Below are 13,893 nucleotides of genomic sequence, written 5' to 3'. Positions count from 1 at the left end.
CAAGCTGATGATGTGCCTGGTCAGGGGGTGCGAACAGCTTGTAATGGGACCGTGATGGGCCGTCAGGAGCTACTGGAACAACTGGAGCTGGACGAACTGCTGCAACTGGAGCCGCCGCAGCTCGAACTCGAACTGCCGCAACTCGAACTCGAACCGCCACAGCTCGAACCGCTGCCGCCGCAACTGCTGCCCGAGGAGCCGCAACTGCTGCCGGAGGAGCCGCAACTCGACCCCGAGCCACAGCTCGAACCGCTCCCGCCGCCGTCACCGCCCGCGCACCAGACGATCGGGACGAGGGCATCGGAGGAGGAGTCGGAGTCGTGCGAGTGGTGGGAGCCCCGCGAACCCGGCGAGCCGGGCGTACGGCTGCCGGCCTGGGCCGCGGCCAGCCGGGTGCCCCGGGCGGCCGGCACCAGCTGCTGCCGCAGGTGCGGGTCCCGCAGACCGCGCAGCCCGGACAGCGAGATCCGCACGTGCGGGCTCTGGTCGTTCTGGTGGCCCCGACGCATCGCGGACAGCGCCCGCGCCCCCGCCGGGGTGAGCCGGCTCCCGCCCCGGCGTGCGCCGATCACGCCCATGACGATGCCGCCCACCAGCGCGGGCAGGACCACCACGATGAAGGGCACCGAGTCGTCCAGCACGACCATCCCCACGATGGTCAGCGGAATCGACACCGGGACGAGGAGCCCGCACACGACGGCCTGGACCACGCCCCAGCGCCGCCGGGACGGGCCGGATCCGGGCGGGGAGATCAGCCCGCGGGCCGCGAGGACGTCCCCGATCTCCTGCACGGCCGGGTCGCGCATGGCCGCGTACCGCACCTGGTACAGCCACCCCGAGGGCGCCTCCTGGTGGGCCCGGAGGACGGCACGCTCGGCGACGTCGCCGGCCCGTGCACCGGGCCGTACCTGGACGATGCCGGGACCGCCGGCCATCAGCCGTCCGTCCGTGAGCATGGCGGCGAGCGCGGCGTCCACGACGCCTCCCGGCCCGCCCACCAGGAACGCGGCTTCGGACAGGTCGTGCAGTCCGGCAGAGGACCCGCCGGACCGGGGCCGGGGGCCGCGCAGCCCCCGCACCAGGACGAGGGAGGAGCCGACGACTCCCACCCAGACCGCGACAGCCAGCCAATTCGTGAAACTCATGCCGCCCTCCCCACGAGCGTCCGGGCCCAACGCACCACACGGCCGGTCGGCCGCACCCCGGCCCGCTCCCGCCACCAGGCGGTGAGCCGGCGCCTCGCCGCCGGATCGGCCGGCAGGTCCCGTACCAACAGGTGCTCGGCGAAGTCGAGCGCGTCACGGCGGTAACCGCCGGTCATCGGCCGGCCCTTGGCGTACGCGAGGAAGGCCTCGCGGTACGACTCGGCGCCGCCGAGGATCTCCCGCAGCTCGGGCGCCACCTTGGCCACCACGTCGGCCCGCTTGGCGGCCAGGGCGCGGGCCTGCACCCGGACCCGCCGCCGGTCGAATCCCTCGGGCACCGGCGTCCCGGCCACCAGTGCCGACAGCAGCGCGGCCTGCCCGAGTCCCACCCGGGTGCGGACCGCCTCGTCGACCTCCGGTTCCGTGGGGGAGGCGGGTGCGCCGGGGCGTCCGGCCACCGCGTCGAACCCGGCCCCGGTCCCGGCCTCCTCGCGCGGCTCCCGGACGACCTCGGCGCCCGGGGCCGCCGACACGGCGCGGATCGCCGTCAGTTCCGCCGCGAGCTCGGCCTCCGGCGGGAAGTCGTCGTCCCGTTCCAGCAGCACCCCCGGCGGGTCCACGCGCGAGCGCAGCCCGGCCAGCAGGTCGAGCACCACCCGCGGCACCGGGTGCGCGTGCGTGTCGTGCCACACGCCGCCCTTCTCCACTCCGCCGGCCACGTGCACGTACGCCAGTGCCTCCAGCGGGATCGCGTCGAGCACGGCGGCCGGGTCCTCGCCGCGGTTGACCCGGTTGGTGTGCAGGTTCGCCACGTCGATGAGCAGCCGGACGCCGGTCCGCTCGACCAGCTCCGTCAGGAACTGCCCCTCGGTCAGCTCCTCGTCGGGCCAGGAGATCAGCGCCGCGATGTTCTCCAGCGCCAGCGGCACCGGCAGGGCGTCCTGCGCGATCCGCACGTTCTCGCACAGCACGTCCAGCGCGTCCCGCGTGCGCGGCACCGGCAGCAGGTGGCCGGCCTCCAGCGCGGGCGAGGAGGTCCGTACGAAGGCGATGTGCTCGGTGACGAGCGGCGCCCCCAGCGCCACCGCCCGCTCGCCGAGCGCCGCGAGCTTCGCCGGGTCGGGGCGGTCGGCGCCGCCGATCCCGAGCGAGACCCCGTGCGGCACGACGCGGACCCCGCGCTCGCGCAGCCGCACCAGGGATTCGGGCAGGTGGCCCGGGCAGATGTTTTCGGCCACCACCTCGACCCAGTCGAGGCCGGGAAGCCGCTCGACGGCGTCCGCGATCTCCGGCCGCCAGCCGATCCCCACTCCCAGTCGTTCCATGGGCTTCATGTCCCCCGCCCCCTTCGTCCGGCCGTGATCCGATGTCACCGGTCATCCGTGTGATGGCCCCGCCGAAGCCGGGCCAATCCGCCGGAGGGGACGTTCAGAGCAACATTTGAGGTTGCGGCTACAGCCGCGCCCGCAGCGCGGGATGGTCGGCGACCACCGTGCAGGAGCCGGGGGCGATCTCCGTGAAGCCGGCGTCGCGGACCACGGGCAGTCCGCTCCCGCTCAGCTCCGCCCACCGCTCGCGCGGGGCGGTCCGTACGGCCAGCCGGAAGCCGGACGCCCGCCACAGTCCCCGCTCCGCGCCGGTCAGCTCCCACCACGCCAGCTGGGCCCCGTGCCCGGCCTGGGCCATCGCCTTGCCGGCGGACATGTCGAGGTCGGGATTGAGCCACAGCACGGGCAGTCCCGGCTCGGCTTCGGGGCCGACCGGTTCGGGGTCGTCCAGGTCGGTTCCCGACACCTGGAGCTTCGCCAGTTCCCTGGGCCAGCCGTCGAGCGGCACCGGCGGGAAGACCCGCACCTCGGACGCGTCACCGTGCACGGTGACACCCGGCAGGGTCTCCGCCTTGCGCCACTCCGCCCCGCGCGCCCGCCGGACCACCTTGCGGATCCGCGCGTCCTGCCAGTCCCGCACCGCTTCGGCCCACTCGCCCTCGCCGAGCGCCCGCTCGTCGGAGAGCAGCACCAGCACCGCGCGGGCCGCCGTCTCCAGGGCGTCCGTCCGGGCGGGCGGCGCGGTCTTCTCGATCCGGACCACCAGCGGGAGGACGAACTGCGGGGCCTCGTCGCGCAGGACGTGCTCCTGCCGGAACGGGCTGTCCGCCCCGACCGCGGGTACCTGTGAAGCGTCGTGCGCGTGCTGGCTGCTCATCCGGCCAAGGATGCCAGGCTCCCCCTCCAGGATGATGCCGAGGGTGCCCCGACCGGGCGAGGATCAGCGGCATGCAGAGTGACCCTCCCGCCTCCGGCCCGACGGCCTCCCGCCGAACGGCCGCACCCCGAACGACCGCACACCGAACGGCCCCGCACCGAACGGCCCCGCACCCGAGGGGCCGGCGCTGAAGCTCACCGCCGTCGGCCGCCGCTACGGACCCCGCCGCCCCTGGGTGCTGCGCGGGGTCTCGCTGGAGCTGCCGCCAGGCGCCCTCGTCCGGATCGAAGGGGGCAACGGGGGCGGCAAGTCCACCCTGCTGCGCCTCGTCGCGGGGATCGACACCCCGAGCGAGGGGCGCATCAGCGGACGCCCCCGCCGCACGGCCTACGTGCCCGAGCGCTTCCCGGCGGCCCTGCCGCTGACCGCCGAGGCCTACCTGACCCACCTGGGCCGGGTGCACGGCCTGTCGCGGGCCGGGGCGGCCCGGCGGGCGGGGCAGTGGCTGGAGCGGTTCGGGGCGGCCGGGCACGCCCGCACCCCGATGGCCGAACTGTCCAAGGGCACCAGCCAGAAGGTGGCCGTGGCCCAGGCCCTGCTCGCCGAGCCGGGGCTGCTCGTGCTCGACGAGGCGTGGACCGGCCTCGACGCCCCGGCCCGCGCCGAGTTGGACCGCGCCGTCGCCGAACGCACCGCCGCCGGGGCCTGCGTGGTCTTCGTCGACCACGACCCGCGGCGGCTCGCGGGCGTCGCCGACGCGCACCACCGGATCCGGGGCGGCGCCCTGACCCCGGTGTCCGGCGCGGCCGGCCCCTTCGTACGGATCCACGCCGCAGCCCCGTCGGGCCAGGAGCTGCCACCCGGCCTGGCGGGGGCGCCCGCGCCCGACGGCGGGGTCCTGCTCACCGTGGAGGCCGCCCGCTCCGACGAGGTGCTCCGCACCCTGCTGACCGCCCGGCCGTCCTGGCACATCCGCGCCGTGGAGGAACCGAAGTGACCGCTCTGCTCCGCTACCAGGGGGCGCTGCTGCTGCGCTCCCAGCGGTGGATCGCCCCGCTGGTCGTGTACGCCGCCTTCGTGGCCGCGGGGATCCGGCCCGGCGATCCGGTGCCGGACTCCCTCGGCTTCGCCGCCGCCGGGTTGGTCCCGCAGGCGGCCTGGCTGGTGCGGATCTGCGTCACCAACGAGCCCGACGCGGCCCGTGACTGCGCGGCCGCCGCGGCCGGTCCCGTACGGGTCCACGCCGCGGCCCTGACCGTCGCCCTCACCGGGGCACTGCTCGCCGGGGCCGCGGGGGCCGCCGTGGCGCTGCTGCTCGGCGCCCGGGTGGGCGCCGGCCCCGCGCGGGCGGCCGTCGCGGGGGCCTCGGCGGTGGCGGTCTGCGCGCTGACCGGCGCGGCCGTGGGGGCCCTGTGCAGCCGGCCGCTGATCCGGCGGCGCGGCTACGCCGTGCTCGCCGGCGCCCTCGGCTCGCTGCTCGCCTGGGTCCTCGCCGGCTCCCCGGCCCGCGTGGCGGTGTCCGCGCTGGTCACCGGCTCGGTACGGCCCCCGGTGGGCGCCCTGGCGGGGGCGCTGCTGCTGGCGGGCGCCGCGGCCGCGGCGGCCTGCCTGGTCGCCGCCCGGCGGGGGTGATCAGGACACGGCGACCGGCGACGAGCCGTTCGGCACGAGGAGCACGGGTGCCCCTGTGCCGTCCGCCGGGACCGACCGGATGTCGCTCGTACGGCCGTCGGCCCCCGGCAGGGCGTAGGCGACGGTCGAATCGTCCAGCCAGGCGGCCTGGTCGTCGACGCCGTGCGGCTCGGCCAGTGCGTGCTCGGTCATCGTCGCCAGGTCGAGGACGTACAACCGCCAGGGCTCCCGGGGATCGTCGGAGACCTTCTTCTTGAAGGCGACGCGGGTGCCGTCCGGTGACAGGGAGGGGCACTCGACGTTCTCGCGCAGCGCCTTCGCCGACCAGTTCCGCAGGTCGCCCTCGACGAGGTGGGTGCGGCCGCCGGTGGAGACGGTGGCGTAGAAGCGGTTGTCGTCGCCGGCGAAGCTCACGCCCCAGTAGTTGACGTCGGGGCTGTGGTGTCGGGCCCCGCCGAGGGTGAGCGGGATCTGTTCCATGGACTTGACGAGGTAGCCGGTGCGCAGGTCCAGGATCGACGTCCGGGTGGAGAAGCCGGAGGCGGCGTACGAGTCGCCCGCCGCGAAGGTCGTCCAGGCGAGGACCTGCCCCGACGCGGAGACGCGGGCCCGGGTGGGGATGCCGGGAACGGTCACCCGGCGGACCTCCCGCAGCCGCCGGTCGAGTACGACGGCCTCCGTCCGGGCCGGCGTGCCCGGCAGCTTGCGCAGGCACAGGGCGTGCTCCCCGGCGGCGTGGAAGCGCTCGCAGGAGGGCCCGCCGGCCACGCGCGCCGCACCGTCGCCGCTCTGCCGCGCGACCCGTCCGGTGGTCGCGTCCCGGAAGTACAGGCCCGGTTGCCCGGTGTCGAACGAGGCCTCGGCGCCGGCCTGCGGCAGCGGCCCGGCCCGGTGCCTCGCGTGCAGTACGTAGCCGAGCGAGCCGCCCGCGAGGAGCAGGACGGCGGTGATGACGAAGGCGAGGCGCAGCCGGCGCGGGCGGGGGTTCATGACGGCTCCACGGGAGAGGCGGGGGCGGCGGTACGGTCGGGCAGGATCCGTCGGGCGGCCGCGAGTGCCCCGGCCAGCGCGAGGGCGGCCGCCCAGAGCGCCGGCCGCTGCCCCCAGAAGGTCCACGCCGCGCCGAATCCGGCGGCGCCGAGGAGCCGGGCCAGCGCTTGGCCGGTCTGCAGCACGGCGAGGCCGCCCGCGCGGCCGTGCGCGGGCAGCACGGGAGCGGCGAGCGCCATCAGGACCCCGTCGGTGGCGGCGTAGAAGATCCCCAGCAGGGCCAGTACGCCCACGACGGTCGGCCAGGCGACGGGGGCGAGCAGCAGGCCGTACGCGCCCAGCAGGGCGAGGTGTCCGACCAGGAAGGCCGCGGGCCGCCCGGTCCGGTCGGCGATCCGGCCCGCCGGGACGGCGAGCAGCAGGTAGACGCCGGCGGCGCCGAGCGGCAGCAGCGTGAACAGGGCGGGCGACAGGTCGAATCCGCGCAGGAGCAGCAGGTAGAGGAAGGCGTCGCCGATGGTGGTGGCGCCCAACAGGGCCGCGGCGTACAGGATGCGGCGGAAGGCGGGGTCGCTCAGCGCGGTGCGCGCCGGGGCGGGCCCGCGGGCGGCGGCGGCCGGGGGCCCGGGCGCGGCCGGGGGCGCGGCCGGGACGTACGCGGCGAGCAGGAGCACGCCGAGCAGGCCGGTGCAGAAGCTGACGGCGAACACCGCGTCGTAGGCGTCGGCGGTGGCCCAGAGCACGGCGAACGCCGCGAGCGGGCCGAGGAGGGCGCCGGTGGTGTCCATGGCGCGGTGCACGCCGAAGGACCGGCCCAGGGTCTCCGGGGGGCCGCTGAGCGAGATCATGGCGTCGCGCGGGGCGGTGCGGATGCCCTTGCCCAGCCGGTCGGCGGCGAGCGCGGCGGCGATGCCGGCGGTGGCGCCGCCCGCGAGGAGCAGGCCGAGCCGGGACAGCGAGGACAGCAGGTAGCCGGCCCCGGCGACCCGCTTGTGCCGGCCGCCGCGGTCGGCGAGCCGCCCGCCGAGCAGCCGTACGAGGGCGGTCGCGCCGCCCAACATGCCGTCCAGGAAGCCGAACTGGAGCGGGGACAGACCGAGTCCGAGGACGAGGTAGAGCGGCAGGACCGCCGTGACCATCTCCGAGGAGACGTCGGTGACGAGGCTGACCGTGCCGAGCGCGAGGACGACGGCGGGGACGCGCCGCCGGGCCCCTGGGGTGCGGGGCGGCGCGTCCGGGCGGCCGTTGGCGGCCAGGTACATCAGTGGCAGCTGTACTTCGGGCCGGTGTCCTTGACCTGTCCGTCGGTCCCGACGTAGCTCCATCCGTAGCCGGTGTCGGTGAAGTCCAGCTTCAGGACGCCGTACGGTCCGCTGATCCGCTTCTGGCTGTTGGGCTGGACCTGTTCGATCGGGTAGGGCTCGGCGCCTCCCATTCCGCCGACGATCTCCACGATCCCGTCGGCGGTCGCCCGGCCCTCGGGGTCCTGCGGTGCGAACCGCTCGTAGTGGTGGTCGTGCCCGTTCAGGACGAGGTCGGCCTTCGCGCCGTACAGGATCTTCCACACCGGCTTGGAGACCGGGTCGTTGCCGTGCCCGCCGGAGGAGAACAGCGGGTGGTGCCAGTAGGCGGCCACGCACTTCTTGCCGTTGGCGGCGAGGTCGGCCTTGAGCCAGTCGATCTGGGCCGCCTGGTCGAAGGAGTTGGAGTCGAGGGCGATGAAGTGCCAGTTGCCCTCGTCGTAGCTGTACCAGCTCTTGCCCTGCGGGAAGGCGATGCTCCCGAAGTACGACTTGTACCCGGCGAGGGAGCCGGCCGGGTCGTACGTCTCGTGGTTGCCCGGGACCGGCCGGGTCTTCGCCTTGAAGGCGCCCCAGCTCTTGTCGTAGTAGGCGCGGTAGTCGGACAGCCGGGCGTCGTCGTACTGGTTGTCGCCCATCGTCAGATAGAACCGCGGGTTCAGCTGCTGGGCGAGCGCGGCGGTCTTGGGGTGCGCGCAGCCGCTGTCGGAGGCCGTGCACTGCGCGGCGATGTCGCCGGCCGCGACCACCGTGAAGGCGCCGCCGGGCTGCGGCCCGCCGTCGGTGGTGCCGTACACCTCGGCCTCGAAGAGCGAGTAGCCGTACGAGGTGCCGCGCGCGGTCCCGTACACGCGCAGGTAGCGGCCCTTGCCGGACAGGCCGGTCCAGTCGTCGGTGCCCCCGTTGCCGGCGGACTCGGTGGCGAGCGTGCTCCAGGCGGCGCCGTCGGCGGAGATCTCCACGCGGTAGGCCTTGGCGTAGGCGGCCTCCCAGGTCAGACGGACCCGGGAGACGGTGGCGGGGGAGCCGAGGTCGACCCGGATCCACTGCGGGTCCTTGCCCTCGGCGCTGGCCCAGCGGGTGGCGGTGTCGCCGTCGAAGGCGTTCTTCGCGCCCAGCGACGAGCTCTCGGTGGAGGAGGCGGTGGCGGGTTTCCCGCGCGATATGACGGGGTCGGCGGCGGCTCCGGAGGTCCCGGCCGCCCCGGCCCGTTCGGGCCAGGAGAGGAGGAGCCCGCCGGTGAGCGCGAGGACGGTGGCGCCTATGAGGAGGAGGACGCGGAGTTTGGTGCGGAAGGTCTTCAGGTGCATACCTGGACTCCCTGGCCTTGGGGGCGGCGAGAGCTGGACACCGGTGCGGGACGCCGCGCCCCGCCCGGGGGCGGGCGGGAGGCGGCGCCAGGCGGCCGGGTCAGAGCTCTCACTGAGCGCGTCATGCCGAGGGAGGAACCGGCACCGCGCCAAGCCGCCGCCGGGGACAGTAACAGGAAGGAAAGTTTCCTACCAGTACTCCGGCAGTGCGGGACACCGGCCCGCACGGACCAGTCGGTCTAAACCGAGCCGTACCACCCCGGGCCGGGAGCGCTCCGCCCTGGCGGGGAGGCTCCCGGCCCGACCTACTTCCCGATCAGCTCGGAGACCTTCACGAACCGGTAGCCCCGCTTGCGCAGCTCCGGGACGATCCTCTGGATGGCCTCCTCGGTGACGGGGGCCGCGCTGCGCGTGCAGTGCATGACCACCACCGAGCCGGGCTTCACCCCGGCGAGCACCTGCTCGGCCACCGCGCCGGGGTCCTTCGCGAAGGCGTCCCCGCTCACCACGTCCCACTGGACCGCCGTGACCTTGGCCGTCGACAGGGCGCGCAGCGCGGCGTCGTCGTAGCAGCCGCCGGGGAAGCGGAAGTAGGGGACGGTGTTGACCGCGCCCGCCTTGCGGAAGGCCTCGAAGGCCCGGTCCACGTCGGCCCGGGCGGCGGCCTCGTCGAGCGCCGGCAGCCCGTAGCAGGGGGACTTGAAGGCGTGGTGGCTGTAGGAGTGGTTCGCGATCTCGAAGTTCGGGTCGGTGCCGATGGACTTGGCCTGGTCCGGGTACTCCTCGGCCCAGCGGCCCGTCATGAAGATCGTCGAGGGCACCTTCAGGGCGCGCAGCGTCGAGATCAGCTGCGGGTTGTCGAAGTGTTCCCCGGCGTCGGCGCGCGGCCCCTGATCGGAGGTCATGTCGGCGTCGAAGGTCAGCGCGACGGTCTTCTCGGTGTGCTGCTTGGCGCGCTCGAACACCGGGGTCAGGCCGTTCGGGCCGGGCGCCAGCACCGGGGCCTTGGCGGGGGCGCCGGCCTGCGGGGAGGCGGAGGAGGCGGCCGCGTAGGGGGCCCCCGAGGGGCTCGCGGGCGAGCCGGACGCCGCGGGAGTGCCCATGCGGGCCTGGGGGCCGGCGCCGGCCGTACCGGTGGAGCCCCCGCAACCCGCGAGGCAGGCACCGAGGGCGGCACCGAGGGCGGCCGCGACCGCCGCTTTGCGCACAGAAATGGTCACGCAGGCAAAATATATGACTATGTGCTGAGTGTTCGTCTGCGGCACTCCCGCCGGCCGAAGTCACCCTTCCGGCACACGCGCTCCCGCCGCCGCACGACCCGGAGCGGGGGTCAGCGCCGCCAGGGCCCCGTCACCGCGAACGTCGTCCCGGGCACGTACTGGTTGACGTACATCGTCCGCAGGTCGGGGGAGAAGGTGACCCCGGCGAACTCCCCGTACTCCGCGGCGCCCCCCGGCCGTCCGATGCCCTGCGCGTTGCGGGCCACCGGGTAGACCTCGCCGGCCGGGGTCAGGCCGAAGACGTACTGGTCCCCGCCGCCGTCCTCGCACACCATCAGGCCGCCGTCCGGGGCCAGGCAGATGTTGTCCGGGGAGTCCCCGGGCAGCGTCACGTCCGAGGACGGCCCGAAGCGCACCTCCAGCCGGATCGTGCCGCGCACCGGATCGTGGAACCACACCTGGCCGTGGTGGTCGGCCGCCGCCCCCTCGCCGCTGCGGGCGAAGCTGGAGACGAAGTGGACCCCGCCGAGGGGCCCGCCGCCCCAGTAGCAGCCCTCCAGCTTCTGCGCGTGCGTGATGCCACCCGCCCCGAAGTCCTGGTGCCTGATCGGGGTCCCGGCCGCCGAGGGGTCCGGAACCGGCACCCACTCCACCGGGAACTCCGCCCCGGGCTCCTCCACCACCGACAGGTCCGGGAGCCCGGGCACCCGCATGGCCTCCAGCAGGCCCCCCGCCCGCAGTGAGCCGAGTCCGCCGAGCGGCCGCCGCGGGAGGAAGCGGTAGAACAGCCCGAACGGCCGTACGAAGGCGTCCTCGGTCAGGTAGACCACCCCCCGGTACGGGTCCACGGCGACGGCCTCGTGCGCGAACCGCCCCAGCGCGGTCAGCGGGACGGCCCCCGAGCGCGGCGGGTCGGCGGGGTCCACCTCGAAGACGTACCCGTGGTCGCGGGTGTAGCCGGAGGTGCCCGCCCGGTCCTCGGTCTCCTCGCAGCTCAGCCAGGTGTTCCAGGGGGTCCGGCCGCCCGCGCAGTTGACGGCGGTGCCGGCCAGCGCGACCCGCTCGGCCGTGACCCGCCCGTCCGCGCCGAGTTCCAGGACCGTGCAGCCGCCGAGCGCCTCGGGGTCGTACGTCATCCCCTCGACGGCGGGCACCCGCAGCGCGGCGGTGACCCGGTTCTCGTGGTTGCGCACCAGCCGCACGCGCCCGCCCCCGGCGCCGAACGCGGCCATGCCGTCGCAGTGGGAGGGGACGGCGCCCTCGCCGGAGCGCAGCGGATCACCGGCGCGCGAGAGCACCCGGTAGGAGAAGCCGGCCGGCAGGTCGAGGAGCCCGCGCGGGTCGGGCAGCAGCGGCCCGTACCCCCGCTCGCGCGCGCGGGCGGTCCCGGCGTCGCCGGTGAACAGGGCTCCGAGCGCGCCGCTGAAGGCGATCCCGCCGGCGGCGAGCAGACTGCGTCGGGTGACGGACATCGGCAACTCCCGGCGGTGGCGCAGGACATGTGACCGGGTCGTCCTACCACGCGGCGCGCCGGCCGGGCCGCCGCCGCGAGGCACCGGACCACCGGGTCACCCGGCTGGTGGCGGGACGCGGGCCGCGGCGCCGGGGACGGCCGCGGCCGCCGCCGGAGCCGTTGCCCCGGTGGCGGCCGCGAGGTGCCGGGAAGCGCGTCAGACGAGCTCGGCGCTCAGGGTGATCGTCGTACCGGTCAGGGCCTGGCTGACGGGGCAGTTCTTCTTCGCGTCCTCGGCGGCGGCGGCGAAGCCCTCCGCGTCCAGGCCGGGGACCTCGGCGCGCACGGTCAGGTGGATGCCGGTGATGCCCTCACCGGGCTGGAAGGTGACGTCGGCCTTGGTCTCCACGCGGGTGGGCGGGGTGCCCGCACCGTCGAGGCCGTGCGAGAGCGCCATCGAGTAGCAGCTGGAGTGCGCGGCGGCGATCAGCTCTTCGGGGCTGGTCTTGCCGTTGGCGGCCTCGGCGCGCGAGGGCCAGGAGACCTCGAACGAGCCCCGGCCCGAGGAGTCGAGGGAGACGGTGCCGGCACCCTTGAGCAGGTTGCCTTCCCAGACGGTGTGGGACGTGCGCGTGGTGGCCATGGTGATCCCTTCAAGGAAGTGGAAACGGCCGGGCCGCAACAGCGCCCCGGCTGTCCCCAACCTACTGGGACACCAGGGGCTTTGCGTCGCGTGCCAGCGCGGTGAGCCGCGAGATGGCACGGAAGTACTTCTTGCGGTAGCCGCCGTTCAGCATCTCTTCACTGAACAGCCGGTCGAAGGCGACGCCCGAGGCGAGCACGGGTATCTCGCGGTCGTACAGGCGGTCGGCCAGGACCACCAGCCGCAGCGCCGTCGACTGGTCCGGCACCGCGCCCACGTCCGTCAGGCAGACCGCGGTGATCCCGTCGGTCAGCGCGCCGTAGCGGCTCGGGTGGACCTTCGCCAGGTGCTCCAGGAGGTGCGGGAAGTCGTCGAGGCTGGCGCCCGGGGTCGCGTACGCGGCCTTGGCGACCTGCTCGTCGGAGAACGGCGCGGGGGCCTCGGGCAGGCCGCGGTGGCGGTAGTCCTGGCCGTCGATGCGCAGCGGCCGGAAGTGGGCCGACAGGCCCTGGATCTCCCGCAGGAAGTCGGCGGCGGCGAAGCGGCCCTCGCCGAGCTTGCCGGGCAGGGTGTTGGAGGTCGCGGCCAGTGCCACGCCCTGCTCGACGAGGCGGCTGAGCAGGGAGGACACCAGGACGGTGTCGCCCGGGTCGTCCAGCTCGAATTCGTCGATGCACAGCAGCCGGTGCCCGCCCAGGGTCCGCACGGTCTGCTGGAAGCCGAGCGCGCCGACCAGGTTCGTCAGCTCCACGAAGGTGCCGAAGGCCTTCAGCGCGGGTTCGGCCGGGGTGGCGTGCCACAGGGAGGCCAGCAGGTGGGTCTTGCCGACGCCGTAGCCGCCGTCGAGGTAGACCCCGCGCGGGCCGGCGGGTGCCGCCGGCTTCTTGGAGAACCAGCGCTTCTTCGCGGCGCCGCTCGCGTGCGCCCCGCCCAGCCCCGCGGCGAAGCCGCTGAGCACGGTGACGGCCTCGGCCTGGCTCGGCTGGGTCGGATCCGGGTTGTACGTGTCGAAGCGCACCGAGTCGAAACGCGGCGGCGGGACCATCTCGGCCACCAGCCGTTCGGCGGGTACGTGCGGCTCGCGGGCGCACAGTGCCTGCGGGCCCGCGTCGGCTATCGGGGGCCGGGAGGCGGAACCGGGGGCGGAGAGTGATGTCGGCACAGCCCTTAACTCTACGGGGCGTGTCAGACTGCACCGATGCGACGCCTGTTCCCTGTGACCGATCAGACATCCGTCTCCCCGGAGGCGCCGGCCGACCGGGAGTGGTCCCTGGACGAGCTCGCGGAGGCGTACGCGTACCCCGCGCTCGGGCCGGGAGAGCACTGGCTGCGGGCGAACATGGTCTCCACCCTGGACGGGGCCGGCCAGCACGACGGCCGTTCGCAGCCCATCTCCGGCGAGACCGACATGCGGATCTTCGGCACCCTGCGGGCCCTGGCCGACGTGGTGGTCGTCGGAGCGGAAACGGTTCGCCAGGAGGGCTACCGCCCGGCCCGGGCCCGGGAGGTCTTCGCGGCCCGCCGCGCGGCCGCCGGTCAGGGCCCCGCCCCGGTCATCGCCGTGGTCACCGCGAGCATGGACCTGGACTTCGCGCTGCCCCTCTTCACCTCCCCCCTGGTGCCCACCCTGGTGCTCACCGGCGCCGCCGCGCCCGCCGGGCGGGTGGCCGAGGCCACCGCCGCCGGGGCGGAGGTCGTGGTGGCGGGCGAGGGCGCGCGCGTGGACGCGGCCCGCGTCGTACGGGAGCTCGCCGCGCGGGGCCTGCGCCGCCAGCTCACCGAGGGCGGGCCGAGGCTCCTGGGCCAGTTCGTGGCCGCCGACGTCCTCGACGAGCTGTGCCTGACGATCTCCCCGATGCTCACCGCGGGTGACGCGCAGCGGATCGCCGGTGGGCCTTCCGTCACGGTTCCGCACCGGCTCGCGCCCGCCTGCGTACTGGAAGAGGCCGGGTTCCTCTTCACGCGTTACCGTCGGATCTGACACAAAGGCGGAA

Annotated in this window: 13 protein-coding genes; 3 read left to right on the top strand and 10 right to left on the bottom strand. The window is 75.1% G+C overall.

All coding sequences use genetic code 11. The annotated features are described in order from the left end of the window. Nucleotides 1-62: 62 nt before the first annotated feature. From ACFYZL_RS30885 to ACFYZL_RS30875, 3 genes are all read right to left on the bottom strand, one after another. Nucleotides 63-1,145 carry a TIGR04222 domain-containing membrane protein gene (locus ACFYZL_RS30885; protein WP_388683520.1) on the bottom strand — a complete coding sequence of 361 codons (1,083 nt, stop codon included), beginning with the start codon at nucleotides 1,143-1,145 and terminating at the stop codon, nucleotides 63-65. Continuing rightward, the gene (locus tag ACFYZL_RS30880; RefSeq protein WP_388683518.1) at nucleotides 1,142-2,479 is read right to left on the bottom strand and encodes a DUF692 family multinuclear iron-containing protein; all 1,338 of its coding nucleotides are present in this window, start codon (nucleotides 2,477-2,479) and stop codon (nucleotides 1,142-1,144) included. Before ACFYZL_RS30880 ends, ACFYZL_RS30885 begins: the two co-directional genes overlap by 4 nt. A gap of 118 nt (nucleotides 2,480-2,597) precedes the next feature. Beyond that, nucleotides 2,598-3,350 carry an aminoacyl-tRNA hydrolase gene (locus ACFYZL_RS30875; protein ID WP_388683516.1) on the bottom strand — a complete coding sequence of 251 codons (753 nt, stop codon included), beginning with the start codon at nucleotides 3,348-3,350 and terminating at the stop codon, nucleotides 2,598-2,600. Nucleotides 3,351-3,537: 187 nt separating this feature from the next. Between ACFYZL_RS30875 and ACFYZL_RS30870 the strand changes: the two genes are divergently transcribed. Together ACFYZL_RS30870 and ACFYZL_RS30865 are read left to right on the top strand one after the other, a co-directional pair. Further along, nucleotides 3,538-4,347, top strand: coding sequence for an ATP-binding cassette domain-containing protein (locus ACFYZL_RS30870; protein ID WP_388683548.1), 810 nt, complete (start codon nucleotides 3,538-3,540; stop codon nucleotides 4,345-4,347). Then, nucleotides 4,344-4,982, top strand: a complete 639-nt coding sequence (locus ACFYZL_RS30865) for an ABC transporter (RefSeq protein ID WP_388683514.1) — start codon at nucleotides 4,344-4,346, stop codon at nucleotides 4,980-4,982. Before ACFYZL_RS30870 ends, ACFYZL_RS30865 begins: the two co-directional genes overlap by 4 nt. On the opposite strand, the gene ACFYZL_RS30860 is transcribed toward ACFYZL_RS30865, so the two are convergent. From ACFYZL_RS30860 to zapE, 7 genes are all read right to left on the bottom strand, one after another. Then, complete coding sequence (locus ACFYZL_RS30860) at nucleotides 4,983-5,972, bottom strand: hypothetical protein (protein ID WP_388683511.1); 990 nt, start codon at nucleotides 5,970-5,972, stop codon at nucleotides 4,983-4,985. It lies immediately after the preceding gene. Beyond that, entirely contained in the window at nucleotides 5,969-7,234 is a 1,266-nt protein-coding gene (locus tag ACFYZL_RS30855; RefSeq protein ID WP_388683509.1) for an MFS transporter, read from the bottom strand. Before ACFYZL_RS30855 ends, ACFYZL_RS30860 begins: the two co-directional genes overlap by 4 nt. Further along, entirely contained in the window at nucleotides 7,234-8,583 is a 1,350-nt protein-coding gene (locus ACFYZL_RS30850; RefSeq protein ID WP_384758406.1) for a discoidin domain-containing protein, read from the bottom strand. Before ACFYZL_RS30850 ends, ACFYZL_RS30855 begins: the two co-directional genes overlap by 1 nt. A 305-nt stretch (nucleotides 8,584-8,888) precedes the next feature. Beyond that, nucleotides 8,889-9,803 (bottom strand): polysaccharide deacetylase family protein, encoded by a 915-nt coding sequence (locus ACFYZL_RS30845; RefSeq protein ID WP_388683507.1) that lies wholly within the window; start codon nucleotides 9,801-9,803, stop codon nucleotides 8,889-8,891. 110 nt (nucleotides 9,804-9,913) lie between these two features. Next, nucleotides 9,914-11,275 (bottom strand): alkaline phosphatase PhoX, encoded by a 1,362-nt coding sequence (locus ACFYZL_RS30840; RefSeq protein WP_384745978.1) that lies wholly within the window; start codon nucleotides 11,273-11,275, stop codon nucleotides 9,914-9,916. Nucleotides 11,276-11,473: 198 nt separating this feature from the next. After that, the gene (locus tag ACFYZL_RS30835) at nucleotides 11,474-11,899 is read right to left on the bottom strand and encodes an OsmC family protein (RefSeq protein ID WP_356222648.1); all 426 of its coding nucleotides are present in this window, start codon (nucleotides 11,897-11,899) and stop codon (nucleotides 11,474-11,476) included. Between the two features lie 61 nt (nucleotides 11,900-11,960). Next, complete coding sequence (gene zapE / locus ACFYZL_RS30830) at nucleotides 11,961-13,061, bottom strand: cell division protein ZapE (RefSeq protein WP_384745979.1); 1,101 nt, start codon at nucleotides 13,059-13,061, stop codon at nucleotides 11,961-11,963. A gap of 36 nt (nucleotides 13,062-13,097) precedes the next feature. Between zapE and ACFYZL_RS30825 the strand changes: the two genes are divergently transcribed. Then, nucleotides 13,098-13,880: a pyrimidine reductase family protein gene (locus ACFYZL_RS30825; RefSeq protein ID WP_384745980.1), complete on the top strand. Its 783-nt coding sequence runs from the start codon at nucleotides 13,098-13,100 to the stop codon at nucleotides 13,878-13,880. Nucleotides 13,881-13,893 lie beyond the last annotated feature (13 nt).

This window comes from Streptomyces sp. NPDC001717, from assembly GCF_042892775.1.
Taxonomy (GTDB): Bacteria; Actinomycetota; Actinomycetes; order Streptomycetales; family Streptomycetaceae; genus Streptomyces.
This window is presented reverse-complemented; position numbering and strand designations above follow the sequence as displayed.

Excerpts from the sequence above, each read along its gene's own strand:
- ACFYZL_RS30850 (WP_384758406.1), bottom strand. The coding sequence starts at position 8,583 with ATGCACCTGAAGACCTTCCGCACCAAACTCCGCGTCCTCCTCCTCATA.
- ACFYZL_RS30860 (WP_388683511.1), bottom strand. The coding sequence starts at position 5,972 with ATGAACCCCCGCCCGCGCCGGCTGCGCCTCGCCTTCGTCATCACCGCC.
- ACFYZL_RS30835 (WP_356222648.1), bottom strand. The coding sequence starts at position 11,899 with ATGGCCACCACGCGCACGTCCCACACCGTCTGGGAAGGCAACCTGCTC.
- ACFYZL_RS30825 (WP_384745980.1), top strand. The coding sequence starts at position 13,098 with ATGCGACGCCTGTTCCCTGTGACCGATCAGACATCCGTCTCCCCGGAG.
- ACFYZL_RS30840 (WP_384745978.1), bottom strand. The coding sequence starts at position 11,275 with ATGTCCGTCACCCGACGCAGTCTGCTCGCCGCCGGCGGGATCGCCTTC.
- ACFYZL_RS30855 (WP_388683509.1), bottom strand. The coding sequence starts at position 7,234 with ATGTACCTGGCCGCCAACGGCCGCCCGGACGCGCCGCCCCGCACCCCA.
- ACFYZL_RS30875 (WP_388683516.1), bottom strand. The coding sequence starts at position 3,350 with ATGAGCAGCCAGCACGCGCACGACGCTTCACAGGTACCCGCGGTCGGG.
- ACFYZL_RS30885 (WP_388683520.1), bottom strand. The coding sequence starts at position 1,145 with ATGAGTTTCACGAATTGGCTGGCTGTCGCGGTCTGGGTGGGAGTCGTC.
- ACFYZL_RS30880 (WP_388683518.1), bottom strand. The coding sequence starts at position 2,479 with ATGAAGCCCATGGAACGACTGGGAGTGGGGATCGGCTGGCGGCCGGAG.